The 18,575-nt window shown below is 70.7% G+C and carries 19 protein-coding genes and 1 pseudogene; 9 read left to right on the top strand and 11 right to left on the bottom strand.

The features are described from left to right. Positions 1 to 27: 27 nt before the first annotated feature. Both MJQ72_RS03640 and MJQ72_RS03635 read right to left on the bottom strand, forming a co-directional pair. Complete coding sequence (locus MJQ72_RS03640) at positions 28 to 744, bottom strand: response regulator transcription factor (RefSeq protein WP_034318331.1); 717 nt, start codon at positions 742 to 744, stop codon at positions 28 to 30. Positions 745 to 1,645: 901 nt separating this feature from the next. Beyond that, the gene (locus MJQ72_RS03635; RefSeq protein WP_240597658.1) at positions 1,646 to 2,209 is read right to left on the bottom strand and encodes a DUF3000 domain-containing protein; all 564 of its coding nucleotides are present in this window, start codon (positions 2,207 to 2,209) and stop codon (positions 1,646 to 1,648) included. An 88-nt stretch (positions 2,210 to 2,297) separates the two neighbouring features. Here MJQ72_RS03635 and hemE point away from each other — a divergent pair, with 88 nt between their 5' ends. From hemE to MJQ72_RS03615, 4 genes are read left to right on the top strand one after another with little or no spacing between them, the layout of a single operon-like run. Continuing rightward, positions 2,298 to 3,368 carry a uroporphyrinogen decarboxylase gene (gene hemE / locus MJQ72_RS03630; protein WP_240597657.1) on the top strand — a complete coding sequence of 357 codons (1,071 nt, stop codon included), beginning with the start codon at positions 2,298 to 2,300 and terminating at the stop codon, positions 3,366 to 3,368. Beyond that, positions 3,365 to 4,744, top strand: a complete 1,380-nt coding sequence (gene hemG, locus MJQ72_RS03625; RefSeq protein ID WP_240597655.1) for a protoporphyrinogen oxidase — start codon at positions 3,365 to 3,367, stop codon at positions 4,742 to 4,744. The genes hemE and hemG overlap by 4 nt, the downstream gene beginning before the upstream one ends. Positions 4,745 to 4,769: 25 nt before the next feature. Then, positions 4,770 to 5,462 (top strand): hydrogen peroxide-dependent heme synthase, encoded by a 693-nt coding sequence (hemQ, locus tag MJQ72_RS03620; RefSeq protein WP_126731581.1) that lies wholly within the window; start codon positions 4,770 to 4,772, stop codon positions 5,460 to 5,462. An 11-nt stretch (positions 5,463 to 5,473) separates the two neighbouring features. Further along, positions 5,474 to 6,820, top strand: a complete 1,347-nt coding sequence (locus tag MJQ72_RS03615; protein WP_240597651.1) for a CoA transferase — start codon at positions 5,474 to 5,476, stop codon at positions 6,818 to 6,820. A 42-nt stretch (positions 6,821 to 6,862) separates the two neighbouring features. Here the strand turns inward: MJQ72_RS03615 and MJQ72_RS45000 are convergent. The 8 genes and pseudogenes from MJQ72_RS45000 to MJQ72_RS03575 all read right to left on the bottom strand — a co-directional run. Continuing rightward, positions 6,863 to 7,180 (bottom strand): annotated as a pseudogene (locus MJQ72_RS45000) (hypothetical protein); the annotation flags it as partial. Beyond that, complete coding sequence (locus tag MJQ72_RS03605) at positions 7,177 to 7,992, bottom strand: DUF692 domain-containing protein (RefSeq protein ID WP_240597649.1); 816 nt, start codon at positions 7,990 to 7,992, stop codon at positions 7,177 to 7,179. The gene MJQ72_RS03605 and the pseudogene MJQ72_RS45000, both read right to left, overlap by 4 nt. Further along, positions 7,982 to 8,905 carry a TIGR04222 domain-containing membrane protein gene (locus MJQ72_RS03600; RefSeq protein ID WP_240597648.1) on the bottom strand — a complete coding sequence of 308 codons (924 nt, stop codon included), beginning with the start codon at positions 8,903 to 8,905 and terminating at the stop codon, positions 7,982 to 7,984. Before MJQ72_RS03600 ends, MJQ72_RS03605 begins: the two co-directional genes overlap by 11 nt. A gap of 113 nt (positions 8,906 to 9,018) precedes the next feature. Beyond that, on the bottom strand, positions 9,019 to 9,858 hold the full coding sequence (locus MJQ72_RS03595) for a TIGR04222 domain-containing membrane protein (RefSeq protein ID WP_240597646.1): 840 nt from the start codon (positions 9,856 to 9,858) through the stop codon (positions 9,019 to 9,021). 77 nt (positions 9,859 to 9,935) lie between these two features. Further along, positions 9,936 to 10,358, bottom strand: coding sequence for a peptide-methionine (R)-S-oxide reductase MsrB (msrB, locus tag MJQ72_RS03590; RefSeq protein ID WP_034318341.1), 423 nt, complete (start codon positions 10,356 to 10,358; stop codon positions 9,936 to 9,938). Positions 10,359 to 10,377: 19 nt separating this feature from the next. Next, the gene (locus tag MJQ72_RS03585; RefSeq protein ID WP_240597644.1) at positions 10,378 to 10,683 is read right to left on the bottom strand and encodes a hypothetical protein; all 306 of its coding nucleotides are present in this window, start codon (positions 10,681 to 10,683) and stop codon (positions 10,378 to 10,380) included. A 72-nt stretch (positions 10,684 to 10,755) separates the two neighbouring features. Continuing rightward, a complete protein-coding gene (locus MJQ72_RS03580; protein ID WP_240601246.1) occupies positions 10,756 to 12,357 on the bottom strand; it encodes a serine/threonine-protein kinase in 1,602 nt (533 codons plus the stop codon). A 166-nt stretch (positions 12,358 to 12,523) separates the two neighbouring features. Next, a complete protein-coding gene (locus MJQ72_RS03575; RefSeq protein WP_240597642.1) occupies positions 12,524 to 13,210 on the bottom strand; it encodes a TVP38/TMEM64 family protein in 687 nt (228 codons plus the stop codon). Between the two features lie 24 nt (positions 13,211 to 13,234). Between MJQ72_RS03575 and MJQ72_RS03570 the strand changes: the two genes are divergently transcribed. The 5 genes from MJQ72_RS03570 (at position 13,235) to MJQ72_RS03550 (ending at position 16,885) form a co-directional block, all read left to right on the top strand. After that, positions 13,235 to 13,792 carry a GNAT family N-acetyltransferase gene (locus MJQ72_RS03570; RefSeq protein WP_240597636.1) on the top strand — a complete coding sequence of 186 codons (558 nt, stop codon included), beginning with the start codon at positions 13,235 to 13,237 and terminating at the stop codon, positions 13,790 to 13,792. 19 nt (positions 13,793 to 13,811) lie between these two features. Continuing rightward, positions 13,812 to 14,831 carry a DNA polymerase domain-containing protein gene (locus tag MJQ72_RS03565; protein WP_072027894.1) on the top strand — a complete coding sequence of 340 codons (1,020 nt, stop codon included), beginning with the start codon at positions 13,812 to 13,814 and terminating at the stop codon, positions 14,829 to 14,831. Between the two features lie 224 nt (positions 14,832 to 15,055). Beyond that, a complete protein-coding gene (locus MJQ72_RS03560; RefSeq protein WP_240597634.1) occupies positions 15,056 to 15,448 on the top strand; it encodes a DUF6221 family protein in 393 nt (130 codons plus the stop codon). 7 nt (positions 15,449 to 15,455) lie between these two features. After that, the gene (locus MJQ72_RS03555) at positions 15,456 to 16,496 is read left to right on the top strand and encodes an LLM class flavin-dependent oxidoreductase (protein WP_396426924.1); all 1,041 of its coding nucleotides are present in this window, start codon (positions 15,456 to 15,458) and stop codon (positions 16,494 to 16,496) included. A 152-nt stretch (positions 16,497 to 16,648) separates the two neighbouring features. Next, positions 16,649 to 16,885, top strand: coding sequence for a S1 RNA-binding domain-containing protein (locus MJQ72_RS03550; protein ID WP_240597631.1), 237 nt, complete (start codon positions 16,649 to 16,651; stop codon positions 16,883 to 16,885). An 82-nt stretch (positions 16,886 to 16,967) separates the two neighbouring features. Here MJQ72_RS03550 and MJQ72_RS03545 read toward each other — a convergent pair whose 3' ends face one another. Continuing rightward, a complete protein-coding gene (locus MJQ72_RS03545; protein ID WP_240597628.1) occupies positions 16,968 to 18,482 on the bottom strand; it encodes a CdaR family transcriptional regulator in 1,515 nt (504 codons plus the stop codon). Positions 18,483 to 18,575 lie beyond the last annotated feature (93 nt).

Below are 18,575 nucleotides of genomic sequence, written 5' to 3'. Positions count from 1 at the left end.
CCCGCCCCGCAGGGCTGTTCGCCTTTGTCAGCGGATCACGCCGGCACGCATGGCCAGCGCCACCATCTGAGCCCGGTCACCCGTGCCGAGCTTGCGCCCGATGCGGGAGAGGTGCGACTTCACCGTGAGAGCGGAGAGGCTGAGTTCCTCGCCGATCTCCTTGTTGCTCTGGCCGTCGGCCACGAGCTGCAGCACCTCGACCTCGCGCGCGGAAAGCTCGCGCGGGGTGTTGTCGGTGCCGGCGACCCGGGTGCCGGTGGCCAAGACCGGTGCGACGCTCGGGTCCGCGTAGACGCCGCCCTCGAGCACCCTGCGGACGCCGTCGGTCACCACGACCGGCGAAGCCGACTTGAGCAGGTATGCCTGGGCGCCGGCCTGGAACGCCGACCTGACCGCGTACGGGTCGTCTGATGAAGCGAGCACCACTACTCGAGGCCAGCCGTGGCTACGGAGTTCCGTAACCAGCTCGATGCCGCTGCCATCCGGCAGTCCGAGATCGAGGATCGCCAGGTCACAAGGCCCGGTGGCCTGTGCTCGCGCCCTCGCCTCGGCCACCGTGGCGGCCTCGTGGACGGTGCCCGCACCCATCTGTGCGAGTCTTGCTGAGATTGCCTCCCTCAACAGCGGGTGGTCATCGACCACCAACACGGAAAAAAGCTCTTCCCGCGGGTGCGGAACCATGCTCGCCGGCAATGAACCGGCTGGCGTGGATCGGACGGCCTGAGAAATGCCGACGGTAGCCACGTCACTACCTCCCTGGAGTCGGTCGTGCCCCCCGACCGGCACCGGGACTTTCGGCCGTTTAGCCGCGCCAGCTTTAGACCGAAAGTGGTGTCGTCGATGGCACTGTAGCCGCCCTGAGGCCTTCGCGGGGGATCGAATGGGTATCTATCTCAAACCAGTGGTCACTCAGGGAGTTCGTAGTAACACGATCGGGCTAGTACACAGCCGGTGGCTAACACATCGCCGAAAGAACACGATGCACTGGGGTTACCGGGGTCCAATCGACTGTGCAGATGAGCCGTGCACCTGCCGGTGCCTCTGCCCGGGACCTTCGCGGGGCGGGGTGACCGAGGCCGGAAAGTGCCTCTGGCGTCGGCCTTGATCAACTTCGCGGAGAGTCATGATCGCTTCGCTCGGTGACGGAGGTGGTAACGCTCCGGAAGCGTCTCGGCTCACTCGCGGACGTATTCGATCTTGTTGCGGACGGTGACAGCCGGGGTAGCACGAACGGGGTGGTCCAGACCTCTGGGTGGACGGCTCCGCGCAGGTGGGGGCTGGTCTAGTCCAGATGGCCGCTTGGTGACCTTCGGCGGCGTACGGACGCTCTGAGAGGCTCGCGAATGGGGTAAGCGAAGTCGCTTCAGGCCCTTCGCGGCATCGCGGCTGTCCGTGAAGGCCTCCTTGCCTACCTTGAGGGTAGTGAAGGAGTCCCTCACGGCTCCGCGAGTGGAGCAAGGGACCTTTGCTACAGCGCTAGTTTTCCTAGCGGCGCTAGATGGCCGACGATCGCAATATAACCCGAATGCTATGTCTCGATTGATGGGAACCCGGCGTGTCGGGGACCGTGGCCGAGTCCGTGAAGGCCTCCTTGAGGGACCCAGAGTCCCTCAAGGAGGCCTTCACGGACTTGCGGAGAAGTGGCTCAGGAGGACTGGCGCTGCTCGAACAGGGTCACGCCGACCGGCGGCAGCCCCACGACGCTCGCCATCACCTGGCAGAACGCCTGCCCGTGCGGCCGCAGCGCGGCGTCGGTCGGTGTCCAGGACGCCCGGAGCTCCAGATCGTCGGTACGCGCGGGCCCGGAGATGTCGCCGAAGCGGGCCGACGAGGTCTCGGTGACCGTGCCGCCCAGCGCCGTCCACTCCGCGCCGGAGGTCTCCAAAGCGTCGGTCAGCCACGACCAGCCCACGGCGGGCAGGAAGGGATCGGTCGCCAGTTCCCGGTCGAGTTCCGCGCGGACGTACATGACCAGCCGCAGGACCCCGTCCCAGCCCTCCTGGCCCTCCGGATCGTGCAACAGCACCAGCCGCCCCGACGCCAGCACGTCCGCCGGCCCTTCCACTTCGCAGCTGACCGCGTAGGACCACGGCGCCAGCCGCTGCGGCGGGCGCATCGTCTCCAGCTGGACTTCGGGGCGGGGCCGGACCGATTGCAACGCCGCGACGGCTTCACGGAAGAGATCGGGTACTGACGTCATCGCGGTCACCAACCGACTGTAAGACGCGATCGTCCGGTTCGGGGCGCAGGCGCGCCGAGAGTAAGGCCTCCGAGCGCACATGGCACCATGAACCGTGATGTCTCCTTCAGTTGCTTCTCCCGCGCAGACCGTCCCGGCGGCCCGGCGCGCCCTGCCCGGTGCGCCGTTCCTGGCCGCCGCGCGCGGCGAACGCCCGGCCCACACCCCCGTGTGGTTCATGCGCCAGGCGGGCCGGTCGCTGCCCGAGTACCGGGCGCTGCGCGAGGGCACCTCGATGTTCGAGGCGTGCTTCGACCCCGAGATGCTCGCCGAGATCACGCTGCAGCCGATCCGCCGTCACGGCGTCGACGCGGCCATCCTCTTCAGTGACATCGTCGTCCCGCTCAAGGCGGCGGGCCTCGACATCGACATCGTCGCGGGCACCGGCCCGGTCGTCGCCGAGCCGATCCGCGACGCCGCGGGCGTGCGCGCGCTGCCGGTGCTGGAGCCGGAGCAGGTGGAGCGGGTCGCCGAGGGGGTCCGGCTGCTGGTCGGGTCGCTGGGCGAGACGCCGCTGATCGGGTTCGCCGGCGCGCCGTTCACGCTGGCCTCGTACCTCATCGAGGGCGGGCCGAGCCGCAACCACGAGCACACCAAGGCGCTCATGCACTCCGAGCCGGGGCTGTGGCACGAGCTGGCGGGGCGCCTGGCGGACATGGCGATCACCTTCCTCTCCGCGCAGCTCGACGCCGGGGCCGACGCGATCCAGCTGTTCGACTCGTGGGCGGGCGCGCTCTCGGAGCGGGACTACCGCGAGTTCGTCCTGCCGCATTCGGCGAAGGTGCTGTCCGCGGTCGCGGGCTACGGTGTGCCCCGGATCCACTTCGGCGTCGGCACCGGCGAGCTGCTGGTGGCCATGCGCGACGCGGGCGCCGACGTCGTCGGCGTCGACTGGCGCATTCCGCTCGACGAGGCGGTCCGGCGGCTCGGCGGCGGCGTGGTCCAGGGCAACCTCGACCCGGCGCTGCTGCACGCGTCCTGGCCGGTCGTCGAGGCCGAGGTCCGGCGGATCCACGCCGAGGGCCGCGCGGCCGACGGCCACATCTTCAACCTCGGCCACGGCGTGCTGCCCGGCGTCGACCCGGACGTGCTGACGCGCGTGGTCGGGCTGGTGCACGAGCTCCCGTGAGGACCATCGCCGTCGTCGGTGGCGGTATCTCGGGACTGACCGCGGCGTACCGGCTGCGGACGCTGCTCGGCGAAGACGCCCGGATCGTCGTCTTCGAGGCGACGGGTTCGCTCGGCGGGAAGCTCCGCACGGTGGAACTCGCCGGAGAACGCTACGACGTCGGCGCGGAGGCCTTCCTCGCCCGCCGTCCCGAGGCGCTCGCCCTGGTCCGCGAGGTCGGACTGGGCGAAATCCTCGTCCACCCCACCAAGGCCCGCGCCAAGATCCACGCCGGTGGCTCCGTGCTCGGTCTGCCGCCGGGCACGGTCATGGGTGTGCCCGCCTCCGCCGACGCGGTCGCGGGGGTGCTGTCGGAGAAAGGCCGCGCCCTGGTCGAGGCCGAGGCGTCGCTGCCTCCGCTGGAACTGCCCGCGGAAGATGTGCCGCTCGGCCCGCTGCTGCGCGAACGGTTCGGCGACGAACTGGTCGACCGGCTCGTCGATCCGCTGCTCGGCGGGGTCTACGCCGGGGGAGCGGACGGCCTCGGGCTGCGCGCGACCATGCCCGGTCTCGCGTCCGCGATCGATCGCGGCGCGCGTTCGCTCACCGAAGGCGCCGCGTCGCTCACGCCCGCCTCGCCGAATACGGCCCCGGTCTTCGGCACCCTCCTGGGTGGCCTCGGGACATTGATCGCCCGGCTCGCGGAGCTGTCCCGCGCCGAGATCCGGACCGGGACCACGGTGACGGCGCTCGAACGCACCGCCGGCGGCTGGAAGGTCGACGACCTCGACGCCGACTCCGTCCTCCTCGCCGTCCCGGCGCCCTCGGCGCGGCGACTGCTCGACGGTGTCGCGGGAGTGGCCTCGTCGGTGTTCGCCAAGATCGAACTCGCGTCCATGGCGGTGGTCGCGCTCGCGCTGCCGCCGGGGACCGCGTTGCCGGAGTCGTCCGGGGTGCTGATCGGCGCGGGGGAGCGGGACGCGGCCGGGAAGCCGTTCGCCGCCAAGGCGTTCACGTTCTCCTCCCGCAAGTGGGCGCAGTACGGCGAAGGCCCGGTGCTGGTGCGTGGCTCGGTCGGCCGTTTCGGCGAACCGGGGGCGCTGCACGCCGACGACGACGAACTCGTGCGCGTGGTCCGTGACGACCTGGCCCGGCTGACCGGCGTCACGGCCGAGCCGATCGACACCCTGGTGACCCGATGGGGCGGCGGGCTCCCGCAGTACGGCACCGGGCACCTCGTCCGCGTCGAGCGGATCGAACGTGCCGTGGCGGCCGTCCCGGGGCTCGCCGTGGCGGGCGCGACGCTGCACGGCGTCGGGCTGCCCGCCTGTATCGCGACCGCCGACGCGGCCGCCCGCCGCATCGCCGGGATCACACCGCCCCACGAGGGCTCCTGAGCACCGGCAGTGCCAAGATGGCGGTATGGCGCGGCTGAACTACAACGAGCTCAATGACACCATCCGCTACACCGCCTGGTCGGTCTTCCGTGCCGAGCAGGGCAAGCTCGGCGAAGACCGGGCGAAGGCGACCGCGGAGACCACCGAGTACCTCGACGCGCTGGAGGCCAAGGGCGTCGTCGTCCGCGGTGTCTACGACCTCTCCGGCCTGCGCGCCGACGCCGACTACATGATCTGGTGGCACGCCGAGGAGATCGAGCAGGTCCAGGCGGCGTACAGCGGTTTCCGGCACACGCCGCTCGGCCGCGCGTCGGCGCCGGTGTGGAGCCAGGTCGCGCTGCACCGCCCGGCGGAGTTCAACAAGAGCCACATCCCGGCGTTCCTCGCCGGGGAAGAGGCCCGCAAGTTCATCTGCGTGTACCCGTTCGTGCGCTCCTACGAGTGGTACCTGCTGCCCGACGACGAGCGCCGCAAGATGCTCGCCGACCACGGCAAGGAGGCCCGCGACTACCCGGACGTCCGCGCCAACACGGTCGCGTCGTTCGCGCTGGGCGACTACGAGTGGATCCTGGCCTTCGAGGCCGACGAACTGCACCGCATCGTCGACCTGATGCGTCATCTGCGTGGCACCGAGGCCCGCCTGCACGTGCGCGAGGAGATCCCGTTCTACACCGGGACCAAGGTGGAACCGGCCGAGCTGATCGCGCTCCTGCCCTAGTGAAGGCCTCCGTGGACACCCGCGTCTGGACCACGCTCACCGGCGATGCCCTCGCCGAAGACGCCGTCGAGATCACCGGCCCCGAGTCGGTGCTGCCCGGGACCTTCCGGGTCGAGGAGGCGGCGACGACGAGTATCGCCGCGGCGACGCTCGCGGCCGGGGAACTGTTGAGGCTGAGGGGAATCGAGCCGGGCAAGGTCTCGGTCGACACCCGGCACGCCGCCGCGTCGTTCCACAGCGAGCAGTACGTCCGCGTCGACGGGGAGCCGGTGCCGTTCAGCGCCCCGCTGTCCGGCGACTACCGCGCGAACGACGGCTGGGTGCGGCTGCACTGCAACTACCCGCGTCACGTGTCCGCCGTGTGCTGGGGTCTCGGCGTACCCGCGACACGGGCGGCGTTCGAGAAGGTCGTGGCGGCCAAGTCGAAGTACGAGGTCGAGTCGGCCGTGGTCGGCGCCGGTGGTGCCGCCGCCGTGATGCGGACCCGTGACGAGTGGCTGGCGCACAAACAGGGACAGGCGTCGAGCGCGTTGCCGGTCGCCGACATCCGGCCGCTCGGCCCGTCGGAACCCGTGCGGCTCTTCGAATCCGGCCGGCCGCTGGGCGGGGTGCGGATCCTGGACCTGACCCACGTCATCGCCGGGCCGGTCGCGGGCCGGGTGCTCGCCGCGCACGGCGCGACCGTCATGCACATCGGTTCGGCGCAGCTGCCGACCGTGCCGCCGCTGGCCGTCGACACCGGCATGGGGAAGCTCTCGGCGTACGTCGACCTGGAGACCGAGGCCGGGCGCTCACGGCTGCGCAAGCTGATCGCCCGCGCCGACGTCGTGCTGCAGGGTTTCCGGCCGGGTTCGTTGACGGCCAAGGGTTTCTCGCCGGAAGCGATCGCCGAGCTGCGGCCGGGCATCGTGGTCGCGGACCTCTCCGCCTATGGCTGGGAAGGGCCGTGGGCGCGCAGGCGCGGGTTCGACAGCCTGGTGCAGATGGCGTCGGGGATCGCCGACGAAGGCGGCAAGACGGCCGGGCTCGACGGCCCGGGACCGCTTCCGGTGCAGGCACTCGACCACGCGACCGGCTGGCTCACCGCGGCGGCGATCATGACCGCCGTCCGCCGGGCCGTCACCGAAGGCGGCAGTCAGCATGTCCGGACGTCGCTCGCCGGGACCGGGGAGTGGCTGAACTCTTTGGGACGCAAGGAGCCTGGGCCCACCGGCTTCGACGGCGGCGAGTGGCTCGAAGACGTCGACGGCCAGCTCGGCCGGGTCACCCGGGTGAAGATGGCAGGCACCCTCCCGGGCTCGAATCCACAATGGACGGAAGCGACGCACGTGGCGGGGAGCGACCGCCCGGTTTGGTGAAACCGCATTCAGAGGACTAAATGCGGCGTAGCCAGCTCGCGAGCCGGCCCGGGGCTTCGGGACCTCGCCGCGCTCCACGAGCCACGTGCCGAAAGCATCCGCGTAGGCACGCGCGCGGATCGCGTCGGTCTTCGGGTGGGCGACCGCGTACTCGCGGAAGAGGGCGGCGAACCGGTCGCCGAGGGCCTCGGCGAGATCCGGGCGGAGGTAGGCGGCCAGCCTGCTTTGCTTGTTCCGCAAGACGTTCGCCTCGATGCGGAGCCTGTCCGCGTCGAAGCCCGCCGGAGCCTCGCCTCCGGCGAGAAGCGCCTTGAGCAGCTCCGCCTGCTGCCCGGCGAGCCGCTCCCGGGGCGACGTCACGGCGAGACCGCTTCCCGCAGCGCGGCCAGCTCGGCCGCCAGTTCCGTGTCGGACGGGTAGTCGTCGTCGCGTTCCAGCAGGACGCCGGGCGGTTCGGTGCGGCGCCGCAGTTCGCGCAGCAGCTCCAGGACCTCCGGCACCACCGGATGGGCGTGCGTGTCGTGATAGACGCCGTCGCGTTCGACACCGCCCGCCATATGGGTGTACGCCAGGCGCTCCCACGGGATCTCGTCGAGGAACCGCTCGGGATCGGTGCCGAGGTTGCGGGCGTTGGCGTACAGATTGGCGACGTCGACGATCAGCAGGCAGCCGGTCCGCTCGGTGAGCTCCCGCAGGAACTCCGACTCGGTGAACTCCGCGTCCGGCCATTCCAGCACGGCCGCGATGTTCTCCAGCGCGAACGGGACCTCCACGATGGACTGCGTCAGGTTGACGTTGTCCACCAGGACGTCCAGCGCCTCCCGGGTGCGGGGGAGCGGCATCAGATGACCCGAGTCGAGGCCGCCCGCGCGCACGAAGCACACGTGGTCGCTGGCCAGCGGAGCGCCGAGCTCGCGGGTGAGGACCGCGAGATGCTCGACGCGCGCGGTGTCCAGCGGTTCGGCCCCGCCCAGCGACAGCGAGACGGCGTGCGGCAGGACCGGCATTCCCTTGTCGCGCAACGCGACCAAGGTCTCCGGAAGATGCCCGGCGTGCAGGTTCTCGGCGACGACCTCGACCCAGTCGACGCCCGGCAGCCGCGCGATCGAAAGGTCGAGCTCGTGCCGCCAGCCGATGCCGATCCCGAGCCTGCCGGGCCCGTCAGCCGCCACAACCGCCGCCTCCACCGCAGGAGCTGCCGCCGCTGCTGCACGAGCTTCCGCCACTGCTGCACGAAGAGCCGCCGCCGGACGAACCGCCGCCGAACCCGCTGGAGACCGGCGGCGGGATCAGGGCCGCGCTCAGCTCCTCGTCGGGGTACGAGGCGAGACCGCCGAACGCGACCGCCGCGGCGGCGCCGCCCAGCACCGCGCCGCCGGCGTACCCCGGTCCGTTCGGGATGCCGCGTTTGCGCTCCCGCCCGTGCGCGGACCTGGCCTTGTGGAGGACCCGGGCGCCCTCGCTGGTCGGACGCGGGCCCGGCCGCTTGTTCTTGAGCGCACGGGCGATCACCGTCGCGAACACGGCCGAGATCAGCAGCGGGATCAGGTATCCGACCGGGCGGTCCCCGGCGATCCCGGCGATCAGGCGCGCCACGCCGAGGATCAGGACGGCGAGGTACAGGAAGTACACGACCCGGCGGATCCGCGGCGTCTGATCGACGACGACCAGCCCTCGCGTCTCCAGCCCCTTGGCGAGCGCCTGCATCGGACCCGACAGCCGCAACCGGTCGCGAATGCCGCGGGTCGTGGCGTTGTGGCCCGGCCGCGCGCCCTTGGCGACGGCCTTCTCGATCGGGTCGGCGGGCTCGGGGCCCGTCAGCTGGAGCTGCTTCGAACTGCTGACCCGCAAGGTCCCGCGGTCGACCAGCGTCGCGATGGCCGTGTCGACCACCCGGTCCGGGCCGCCGGCGAGATAGGCGAACTCGTACACGGTCGGCTGCGGGCCGCTCACTTCGGCGCGTGGCCCTCTGTTGCCCAGTTTGGCCGCGATCGTCCACACGAAACCGGCGACCACCGGGAACACGATCAGGGCGCCATAGATCGCCAGGAAAGTAGGTCCGGGGATGCCCCAGGTGTCTTCCATCGCACGGGCCTTTCACGAGCAGGTGCACTTACCGTAGTCGGACGCTTTTCCGTCCGGTGGTGGTTCCGTGATTCGAGCATCCGGTGCGGTGTCCGGCGACGGCAGTTGGGCCGTCAGCCGCCACAACCGCCTCCGCCACCGCAGGACGAACCGTTCGCACAGCCGCTTCCACTGCCCGACGAACCCGCCGATCCCTTGGCGGTGGCGTCGCCGGTCCTGACCAGCACGTCCGCCATCACCGGATCGGGATACGCCGCCAACCCGCCGAGCGCCACCGCGCCCGCCACTCCAGGGACCAGAAGCGGGTTCCGCCGGGCCGCGCCGATGACGCCCAGCCCGGCCAAGGTCGGCAGGACGGTGCGGCTCGGCCGTTGGAGAAGGGCGGTCCCGGCGATGGCCGCGACCACTGCGAGGAGGAGACCCGTCAGCACCCCGACCGGGCGACCCAGCGGGATGGCGTTGGCGAGCCTCGCCAGCCCGAGCGCGAGCACGGGGAGGTAGACGATCAAGGCCACCAGCCACCCGGTGCGACGGCGACGTTCATCCACTTGCAGGCCGCTCAGCTGAAGATCGTTGCGCACTTCCTGGACGGCCGCGCTCCGGCTCAGCAGCTTCTTCAACCGGTAGAGTCCACCGTCGCCCGCCCGCGGGACGAGTTCGGCGGCGGCGCGTGTGAGCGGGTCTCCTGATGCGGCTCGGAGGACGGTGACCCGCCCTCGGCTGTCCAGCCGTATCTGTTCACCGGCGACCATGGTGGCCACCGCGACATCGGCGACCCGCTCGGTGCCACCGGCCAGAGCGGCGAGGTGATATGGGCTCGGCGGCGTCCGCTCGTCGGCGGCACGGCGCCGGAGCGAATGTGTCCACAAGCCGGCGACGAGAAACGGCAGCACGGCACAGACTCCGTACAGCCACGCGAAAGCCGGTCCGGAGATTCCCCAGGGTTCGTTCATACGCGACACCGCCCTCCCCGACGCTGTTCCTGTCATCCGGGAACGCGCTGGGAAGGGAGGTGGTTCGCTTCGTTCGGTTACGACTCGGGAACGAGCTTCAGCGAGATCGAGTTGATGCAGTACCGCTGATCCGTCGGCGTGGCGTAGCCCTCGCCTTCGAAGACGTGCCCGAGGTGGCTGTGGCACGACTTGCACAGCACCTCGATCCGGCGCATCCCCATGGTGGTGTCCTCGCGGAGGAGGACGGCGTCGGTGTCGGCCGGGTCGTAGAACGACGGCCAGCCGCAGTGGCTCTCGAATTTCGTGTCGCTGCGGAACAGTTCGGCGCCACAGGCCCGGCACTGGTAGACCCCGGTGGTCTTCTCATCGGTGTACTCACCGGTGAAGGGGCGCTCGGTGCCCGCCTGGCGAAGGACGGCGTACTCGTCGGGGCTGAGCTGCTCCCGCCATTCCTGCTCGGACTTGACCACGCGCGGCGTGGCTCCGACAACGGGTTTCATGCCTTTCACCGGTTCCACGTTACCCCGCGAGCCACGCGATGGCCCGGCCGATGATGTCCCATGCGGTGACCATCACGCCGAGCACGATGAGGACCACGACGAGTGCCGAAACCCACCAGCGCAGGCCGCCGAGACGGTTGCTGGAGTCGGCGAAATCGGAGACACCGTCGAGGCAGGCCTCCACGGTGAAGTTCGGGCCGCAGCGTTCGATGCGGTCCAGATGCTCGGCGAAGGCCCGGGCTTCGGGATCGTCCGGGTCGAGGCCTACCAGATCCTCGTCGAAACGAGGGTGCTGGCCAGGCCCGAAAGGTCCGCTATCGGCCATGGAGCAACAGTAAGCCACGATCGTCGATTGGCCTACCACCAGCGAGGCGGGTCTCACCACCGCCACTCTGCGTCAGTTGCCGAGTACTCGCGTGTCGGCGTCGATGTAGTACTGCCCGCCGACCTGGACCACGCGCAGCGCCGGCCGCGGTCCCTTGTTGAGCGTGATGTTCATGTCGATCGAGCCGTCGGGGTTTCCGCCACCGCTGTCCGCTCGCGCGGTTTCGGCACCAGTGACCTTGTGAGTGCTCCAGTACTCGGCGAACGCCTGCTCCGAGCCGTAGACCGCCTTCGCGGCCTCCGTGAGCTTGTTCCAGCTCGCGGACGTCCCGATCTTGTCGGTGTCGAAGAAGTCCAGCAGGAATTGCCCCACGCTGGAGTAGCTGGTGACCTTCTCGCTCGGGGTCTTCCCCAGGCCCGCGGGTGCGGGACGCGACGAAGACGAGCCGCTCTTCGGCGGCGCCGAGGTGCCGGGCTGCGGGTTCGCCCCGGCGTTGTTGCCACCCGGGGTATTACCCCCGTTGCTCGAGTTCAGGATCAGGAACACGATCACCGCGATCACCACGACCGCGGCACCGGCGCCCGCGAACAGGACGGCCTTGCGCTTCGCGTCGGTCGGCTTGGCCGGGGACGGCCGCATCGGAGCTGCCGCGGACGGCGGCGGGCTCATCGCGGCGACCGGACGCGGCGGGGTGTTCGGCGGGGCGGACGGCGAGCGCATCGGGATGAACGCGGCCGTCGGCGTGTGCGTCTTGGCGGGTTGCGGAGGAGCCGCGGCGGAGGGGACCGGCTTGTCGGTCCGCTGCCACGGCGGGCGGTCCCCGCCGGGGATGCCGTGCCCGGGAGTCTCGGGCACGGCGGGCTGTCTACCGCCGCCCGCTCCGAAAAGCCGCGGCGACGCGGCCGTGCCCGCGCCCGATTCGTTCGCCGCCAGCGCGGCGAGGCGCTCCCTGGCCTCGGCCATGGTGGGCCGCTCGGTCGGCTCGGTGCGCAGGAGGCTCATCAGCAGCGCCGTCGCGGGGCCCGCCTGCTGCGGCGGGTTGATCTGGCCGTTCGCGGCCGCGTACAGGAGCGCCAGCTGGTTCGAGCTGTTCCCGTACGGCGTCTGGCCTTCGATCGCCTGGTAGAGCGTCGCGCCGAGCGCGAAGACGTCGGAGCTGGGCACGGGGTCCGAGCCGCGCGCCAGCTCGGGCGCGAGGTACGCCGGGGTGCCGCCGATCAGGCCGGTCTGGGTGAGCGTCATGTCCCCGGCCGCGCGGGAGATGCCGAAATCGGTGATCTTCGCGGTGCCGGCCTCGTCGATCAGGATGTTGCCCGGTTTGACGTCGCGGTGCACGATCCCGGCGCGGTGCGCGGCGACCAGCGCCGACGCGACCTGCTCGCCGATCTTCGCGACGCGCCCCAGCGGCAGCGTGCCCTCATCGGAGATGATCGCCGAGAGGCTCGGGCCGTTCAGGTACTCCATCACCAGGCAGGGGTCGCCGCCGTGCTCGGCGATGTCGAACACCACGATCGCGTTCGGATGCTGGAACCGGGCCGCGTTCTTCGCCTCGCGCATGGCGCGCTGGCGCATGTTGTCGCGTTCGGCCTCGGAGACACCCGGCTGCGGGAGGATCTGCTTGACCGCCACCGAGCGCTCGAGGCGGACATCGATGGCACGCCAGACCACCCCCATGGCACCGCTACCAATTTGCTCGACCAGGCGATAGTGCCCAGCGATCAGCTGACCGGTGTCGATGGCGACTGCTCCTGACACATTCTCCGGGTGATGGTGGCGCTACGCGGCCTGACAGGTCCCGCGCACTCGATCGAGTGTAGCGGGCGGCGGTTTCGGCTCCCCGTCAGCTCGCCGGTGCGGAAGCGGGCAATTCTTCCTCGCCGCTCGGTTCGGGCACCGGACGGGCCTTGCGCCGGAAGACCTTCACCAGCCCGATGGCGCCTGCGGCGGCGAACACGGCGTAACAGATCAGCAGGGCGGGAGGCGTTTCCCCGGTCAGCGCGTCGCCGAGGACGACGACCGCGACCGTACCCGGCAGGCTGCCGAGCGCGGTCCCGATCAGATACGGGGCGAAACGGACCGATGACACTCCGCACAGGTAACTGAACGGAGCGAACGGCACCATCGGGATCAGCCGTAAGGAGGTGATCGCCAGAACGCCGCCGTCCGAAAGCCGGTCGTTGACCGCGCGGACCTTCGCCCGGTGCAGGTGCCGGGTGACCAGATCGCGGCCGAGTGCCCGCGAAAGGGCGAACGAGAGCCCCGAGGCGACCGTGGTCGCCAGGATGCCGACGACGATTCCCGTCGTGGCGCCGAGCAGCAGCCCGCCGGCCAGGTTGAACACGGTGCGCGGGATCGGCGCCACCGTCAGCACCGAATAGACCAGGAAGAACACCAGCGGAGTGGCCGGGCCGGTGTCGGCGGCCCAGGCCCGCAGCCCGGCCGGGCTCGGGATCGGCAGCAGCACCGCGGCCGCCACGAACAGGGCGAGCACGGTGAGCGCGAGAATTAATTTGGTACGCCCGGACACCGCGTCCACCGTACCGTGTCCGCCGTGATCGACACCGAGGCGCTGCGGGCGCAGCCCGAACTCGCCGGCGAGACCGTCGTGCTCACGCAGCTCGACGAGACCTACTTCGAGACCGCCTGGAAGGCCCTCCAGGAACCGGAAACCACCCGGCTGACCGGTACGCACACCAAGTTCACCCCCGAGCAGATCCGGACCTGGCTGGCCGGGCGGACCGGTCTCGACGACCGTGCGGACTACGCGATCGTGCGCAAGGCCGATCGCGCGCACGTCGGCGATCTCGCGCTCACCGACATCGACAAGGACAACCGTTCCGCGGCGTTCCGCATCGCGCTGAACGGGCCGGAGTTCTTCGGCAAGGGCTACGGCACCGAGGCGACCAGGCTCCTCCTGGACTACGCGTTCGGCTCCGTCGGCCTGCACCGTGTCTCGCTGGAGGTGTTCGACTACAACCCGCGGGCCCAGCGTGTCTACGAGAAGGCCGGATTCGTCCGTGAGGGGCTTCAGCGGGAAGCGCTGTGGTGGGACGGCGAGTGGCATGACGTCGTCACGATGGCCGTCGTGGAGACCGATCCCCGGCCCTGATCGGCGATACGGTGGGCGCATGCCCAAGAACGGTGAGCCGATCGAGGTCGAGGCAGGCGAGCGCAAGGTCCGGGTGTCCAGCCCGGACAAGGTGTATTTCCCGGCCCGAGGGATCACGAAGCGCCAGGTCGTGGAGCACTACGTCGCGGTCGGCGAGCCGTTGCTGCGCGCGATCGGGGAGCGGCCGACGACGCTGAAGCGCTACGTCGACGGCGTCGAGGGCGAGTGGTTCTACGCCAAGCGCGTGCCGAAGGGCGCCCCGGACTGGGTGGAGACCGCGAAGATCACCTTCCCGTCGGGCCGGACGGCCGAGGAGGTCTGCCCGACCGAGCCCGCCGTGTTCGCGTGGGCGGCGAATCTGGGCACCTTCGACTTCCACCCGTGGCCGGTGCGGCGGCCCGACGTCGACCATCCCGACGAACTCCGCATCGACGTGGACCCGCCGGACGAGGCGGGCTTCTCCGACGCGGTCGAGGTCGCGGGCGTCGTCCGCGAAGTCCTCGACTCGGCCGGTCTGACCGGCTATCCGAAGACGTCGGGCGGGCGTGGCGTGCACGTCCTGGTGCGGATCCGGCCGGACTGGGACTTCATCGACGTGCGGCACGCGGTGATCGCGCTGGGCCGCGAGGTCGAGCGCCGGATCCCGGACAAGGCGACCATCGCGTGGTGGAAGGAAGAACGCGGCGGCCGGGTCTTCATCGACTACAACCAGGCGGCACGCGACCGCACGGTGGCGTCGTCCTGGTCGGTCCGCGGCACCCCGAGGGCGACGGTGTCGACGCCGCTGACCTGGGATCTGCTGACCGAGGTCGACCCGGACGACTTCGACGTCCTCACCGCCGGCGCCTTCTACGCCGAGCGTGGCGACCTCCACGCGCCGATGGACGAGCAGGCGTTCGGCATCGAGACGCTGCTGGAGTGGTACGCGCGGGACGAACGCGACCACGGCCTCGGCGAGATGCCGTATCCGCCGGACTACCCGAAGATGCCCGGCGAGCCGAAGCGCGTCCAGCCCAGCAAGGCGCGGGACGACACGTAGCACGCATCAAGTGACGACGCGTGCGGCGTCGGTGACGAATTCACGTTTTTCCTTCGTTTTGCTCCCGGAGTGATTGCGCTTTTGTGTCGATCCAGAAACCAGTCACCGCCGCGCGGTGGATCGATACGAGACTGTGTGACGCGCGGGACTCAGCCGTAACGCCGGGCCTCCTGCCAGCGACATTTCCCTCCGAACACTAGGCTGGGGGAGACGAAGGAGTACCCGTGGACGACCTGATCGCCTTTCTCGCCGCGCGTGTGGGGCAACGCCAGGCGTTGATCATGCAGGCGGTCAAGAAAACCGAGATCAACGAATCGCTCACTCGCGGTGAGACCAAGGTCGTCATCGAAAAGAAGATCCGCTCGCTCAACGACATCGAACTCGACGCGGTCAATCAGATGATCAACGAGATCGAGGCGACCCGGCGGCTCCTGCAGGCGCATCGCACCACGGTTTCGGAGAAGGTCCCGGGATTTCCGTTGTACGGCAACGAGTACTGGTGCGAGACGTGCCATGTGCCCGCCGACGAGGCCGGGACGAACTGGTGCCTGACCCTGCGGCTGCTGGCCCTGCCGCACGCCGACCACCCGGACTACAGCGAGCGCTGGCGCCCCTGAGCGGGGAATGCGCGCCCGCCCCGGACGCGTTGAGCCGAAGGTGATCACGCTTTCGGTACTGGACCGGTCCCCGACCCGCCGCGGCGGCGACGCACCCCGCGCCTTGCGGGACACGGTCGCCTTCGCGCGGGAGATCGAAGCGCTCGGCTATCACCGGTTCTGGGTCTCCGAACACCACAGCGTGCCCGGTGTCGCCGGTTCCGCGCCCACCGTCCTGGCGGCGGCGGTCGCCTCGGCGACCGAGCGGATCCGGGTCGGCACCGGCGGCGTGATGCTGCCCAACCACCGGCCGCTCGTGGTCGCGGAACAGTTCGGCGTGCTCGAATCGCTCTTCCCCGGCCGGATCGACATGGGGCTGGGGCGTTCGGTCGGGTTCACCGGCGGGGTCCGGCAGGCGCTCGGGCACGACAAGGACGACGCCGATCGCTTCGGCGAGCAGGTTCGCGAGCTGCTGGGCTTCCTCGCGGGCGATCAGACGACGTATCCGGGCGTGCACGCCATTCCCGCGGAAGGCCTGCGCGTGCCCGCGTTCCTGCTGGCCACCGGCGCCGGGGCGCGGCTGGCCGCGGAACTGGGGTTGCCGCTGGTGATCGCGCCGGTCCGGGGCGAGGCACCGATGCTCGAAGCCGTCGAGGGATATCGCTCCGGATTCCGCCCTTCCCCGCGGGCGTCGCGGCCGTATGTCGTGGTGTCCACGGCCATCGCGGTCGCCGAGACGGCCGAACGGGCGCGGCGGCTGCTGATCCCCGAAGCGTGGTCGACCGTCTATTCGCGCACGCACGGTGTCTTCCCGCCGTTGTCGCCGGCGGAGGAGATCCTCGCCGGGCCGCTGTCGGAGCGCGACCGGGACCGGCTGGACCGGGCGCTCGACGGTCAGCTCGCCGGCACCCCGGACGAGGTGGGGGACCGGCTGGCCGATCTCGTCGCCAAGACCGGCGCCGATGAGATCCTCGTGACCACCAGCACTTTCGACCAGGCGGAGCGGCTGGAGTCCTATCGCGCGCTGGCCGAGGTCGCCGGCTCGCGGAGCCTCGCCGCGGTGTCGTGACTTTGCTACTGTCGCGGCATGACTGCCGGGTCGGCCTCGTGCCGTGAGCGGACGGGTTCCCCGGCCGCCGCTTGATCTCCGCGCGGGCCCGCAGCCCGCCTCCGCGTAGGTGTCCTCATATGTGGACCATGCGCGGAAAGGAGGTGAATCGCATGTCTCCCACCGAAAACTGGCGCGCTTTCGTCGCCGCGCATGCCGATGGCGGCATTCTGGACGGCGTCGTCACGCGGGTGCTCCCGTTCGGCGCGTTCGTCGAAGTGGCCCCCGGGATGGAAGGGCTGTTGCCGACCGTCGGCGGAACCGGCCCGTTCGCCGCCGGGGCGGCCGTCGCGGTGCGGCTGGACAAGCTGGACGTCCAGAACCGGCGGTTCAGCCTGACCCTGGCCTGACCCCACGCGTTTCGTCCTCTGGATGCGGTACTTGCACGCGCAAGGACCGCATTCAGAGGACTAAATGCGGGCAGGGGAAACCCTAGAGGCGCAACAGAAGCTGGGTGAGCAGGCGCTGCGCGGGGTCGTCCAGGTCGATCCCGGACACCTCGCCGGCGCGGCGCACCCGGTAGCGGACCGTGTTCGGATGGATGTTCAGCTCGCGCGCCGCGCTCCGGACGTCCCCGAACGCGTCGAGGTACGCGAGCACGGCGGGCACCAGGATGCCGCCGTGCTCGGCGTCGTGCGCGAGAAGGTCGGTCAGCCGCGGATCGCGGATCCTCGGCTGCTCGCCGAGGAACGCGAGCACCTCCGAGAGCAGGACTTCGGCGCGGACGTCGGCCAGCGAGGCGACGTCCGCGGTCTCGTGCCCGCGCGCCATCGTCGCCAGCACGCGGTCCGCGTCGCCGCGGGAGGCCGCCGCCTCAGAGAGACGGGGCACGACACCGCCCAGCGCCGCGCGCACCCGGACGTCGAGATGCCGTTGCGCGGTGCCGACGATCTCCTTGGCCAGCGCCAGGATCGGCGCTTCGGCGTGCTCCGGGAGGTCGGGGAGGAGCGCGTAGACCCGGCCGCCGATCACGCTCACCAGCGCGCTGCGCCGGTACGCGGCGGTGTGCACGGTGATCAGGTGCACCAGTTCGGCACGCCGCAGCTGCCGGTCGGTCGCGGCCCGGTCCCGGGGGAGCGAGAACGCCAGCACCATGGCGGGTTTCCCGGGATCCGCGCCGATGTCGTCGGCGACGGACTCGGCGTCGACGCGTCCGTCGAGCAGCCCTGCCAGCAGATCCTCGCGCAGCCGGAGTTCGGGGCTGGGCAGCGTCCGGTGGCGGATCAGCTGCGGTGCCAGCGCCCGGCTCGCGCCGAGCAACGCGACCTCCGCGCTTTCGGTGAGCGGATGCGCGCCCTCCTGGACCCAGATCGTTCCCAGCGGCTGCGATCCGGCGTGGATCCCGGCCGCGATCCGCCGCCGGATGCCGAGATCGGGCCGCTCGTCGATGCGGACGATGCCTTCACCGGCACGAAGCCGCTGGTAGACACCCCATTCGCGCAGCATCGCGAGATAGCGTTCCGGGCCTTCGCGGCCGAGGATCGAGAGCCGGCGCAGCTCGTCCACCTCGTCGCCCGCCCGCGAATAGGCGAGCACGCGGCTCGCGGTGTCCTCGATGCTGACCAGGCCGCCGGTCAGCGTCGCGATGGTCTGCGCCAGCGAGAACAGATCGCCCAGTACCTCACCGCTGTCCGCCTCGCCACCGGCGCGGGCCGCGTCGACGACGCCTCTGGCCAGTGCTTCGACCTGCTCCCAGCGCGCCTCGTGGCCGACTTCGATCAGCGCGATCCCCGCGTCGGCCGCGACGTTGACGACGGCCGAGCCGTTCTTGACCGCGACGGCGGCCGCGCCGGACCGCCCCGCGGCCCGGATCGCCCCGGACGCCGAGCGTCCGCGAGCGCCGATCACCAGGACGAGGTCACCCGGATGGGCGTCGGGCGGATCCTCCGGATCGTGGATGACGACGTCCTCCACTCCGACCCCGAGCCCGCCGGGGGCCGCGAGCACCCTGACCAGCGGTTCCCCGAGCGTGGCGAGGACATGCCGGAGGGAGGCGCCTGGTGTCGTATCCGTGGTCAGGTCATCACCGGATTAAGCCGA

This window comes from Amycolatopsis sp. EV170708-02-1 (genome assembly GCF_022479115.1).
GTDB lineage: Bacteria > Actinomycetota > Actinomycetes > Mycobacteriales > Pseudonocardiaceae > Amycolatopsis.
Note: the sequence above shows the minus strand (reverse complement) of the source record. Positions and strands in the feature narration are given on the sequence as shown.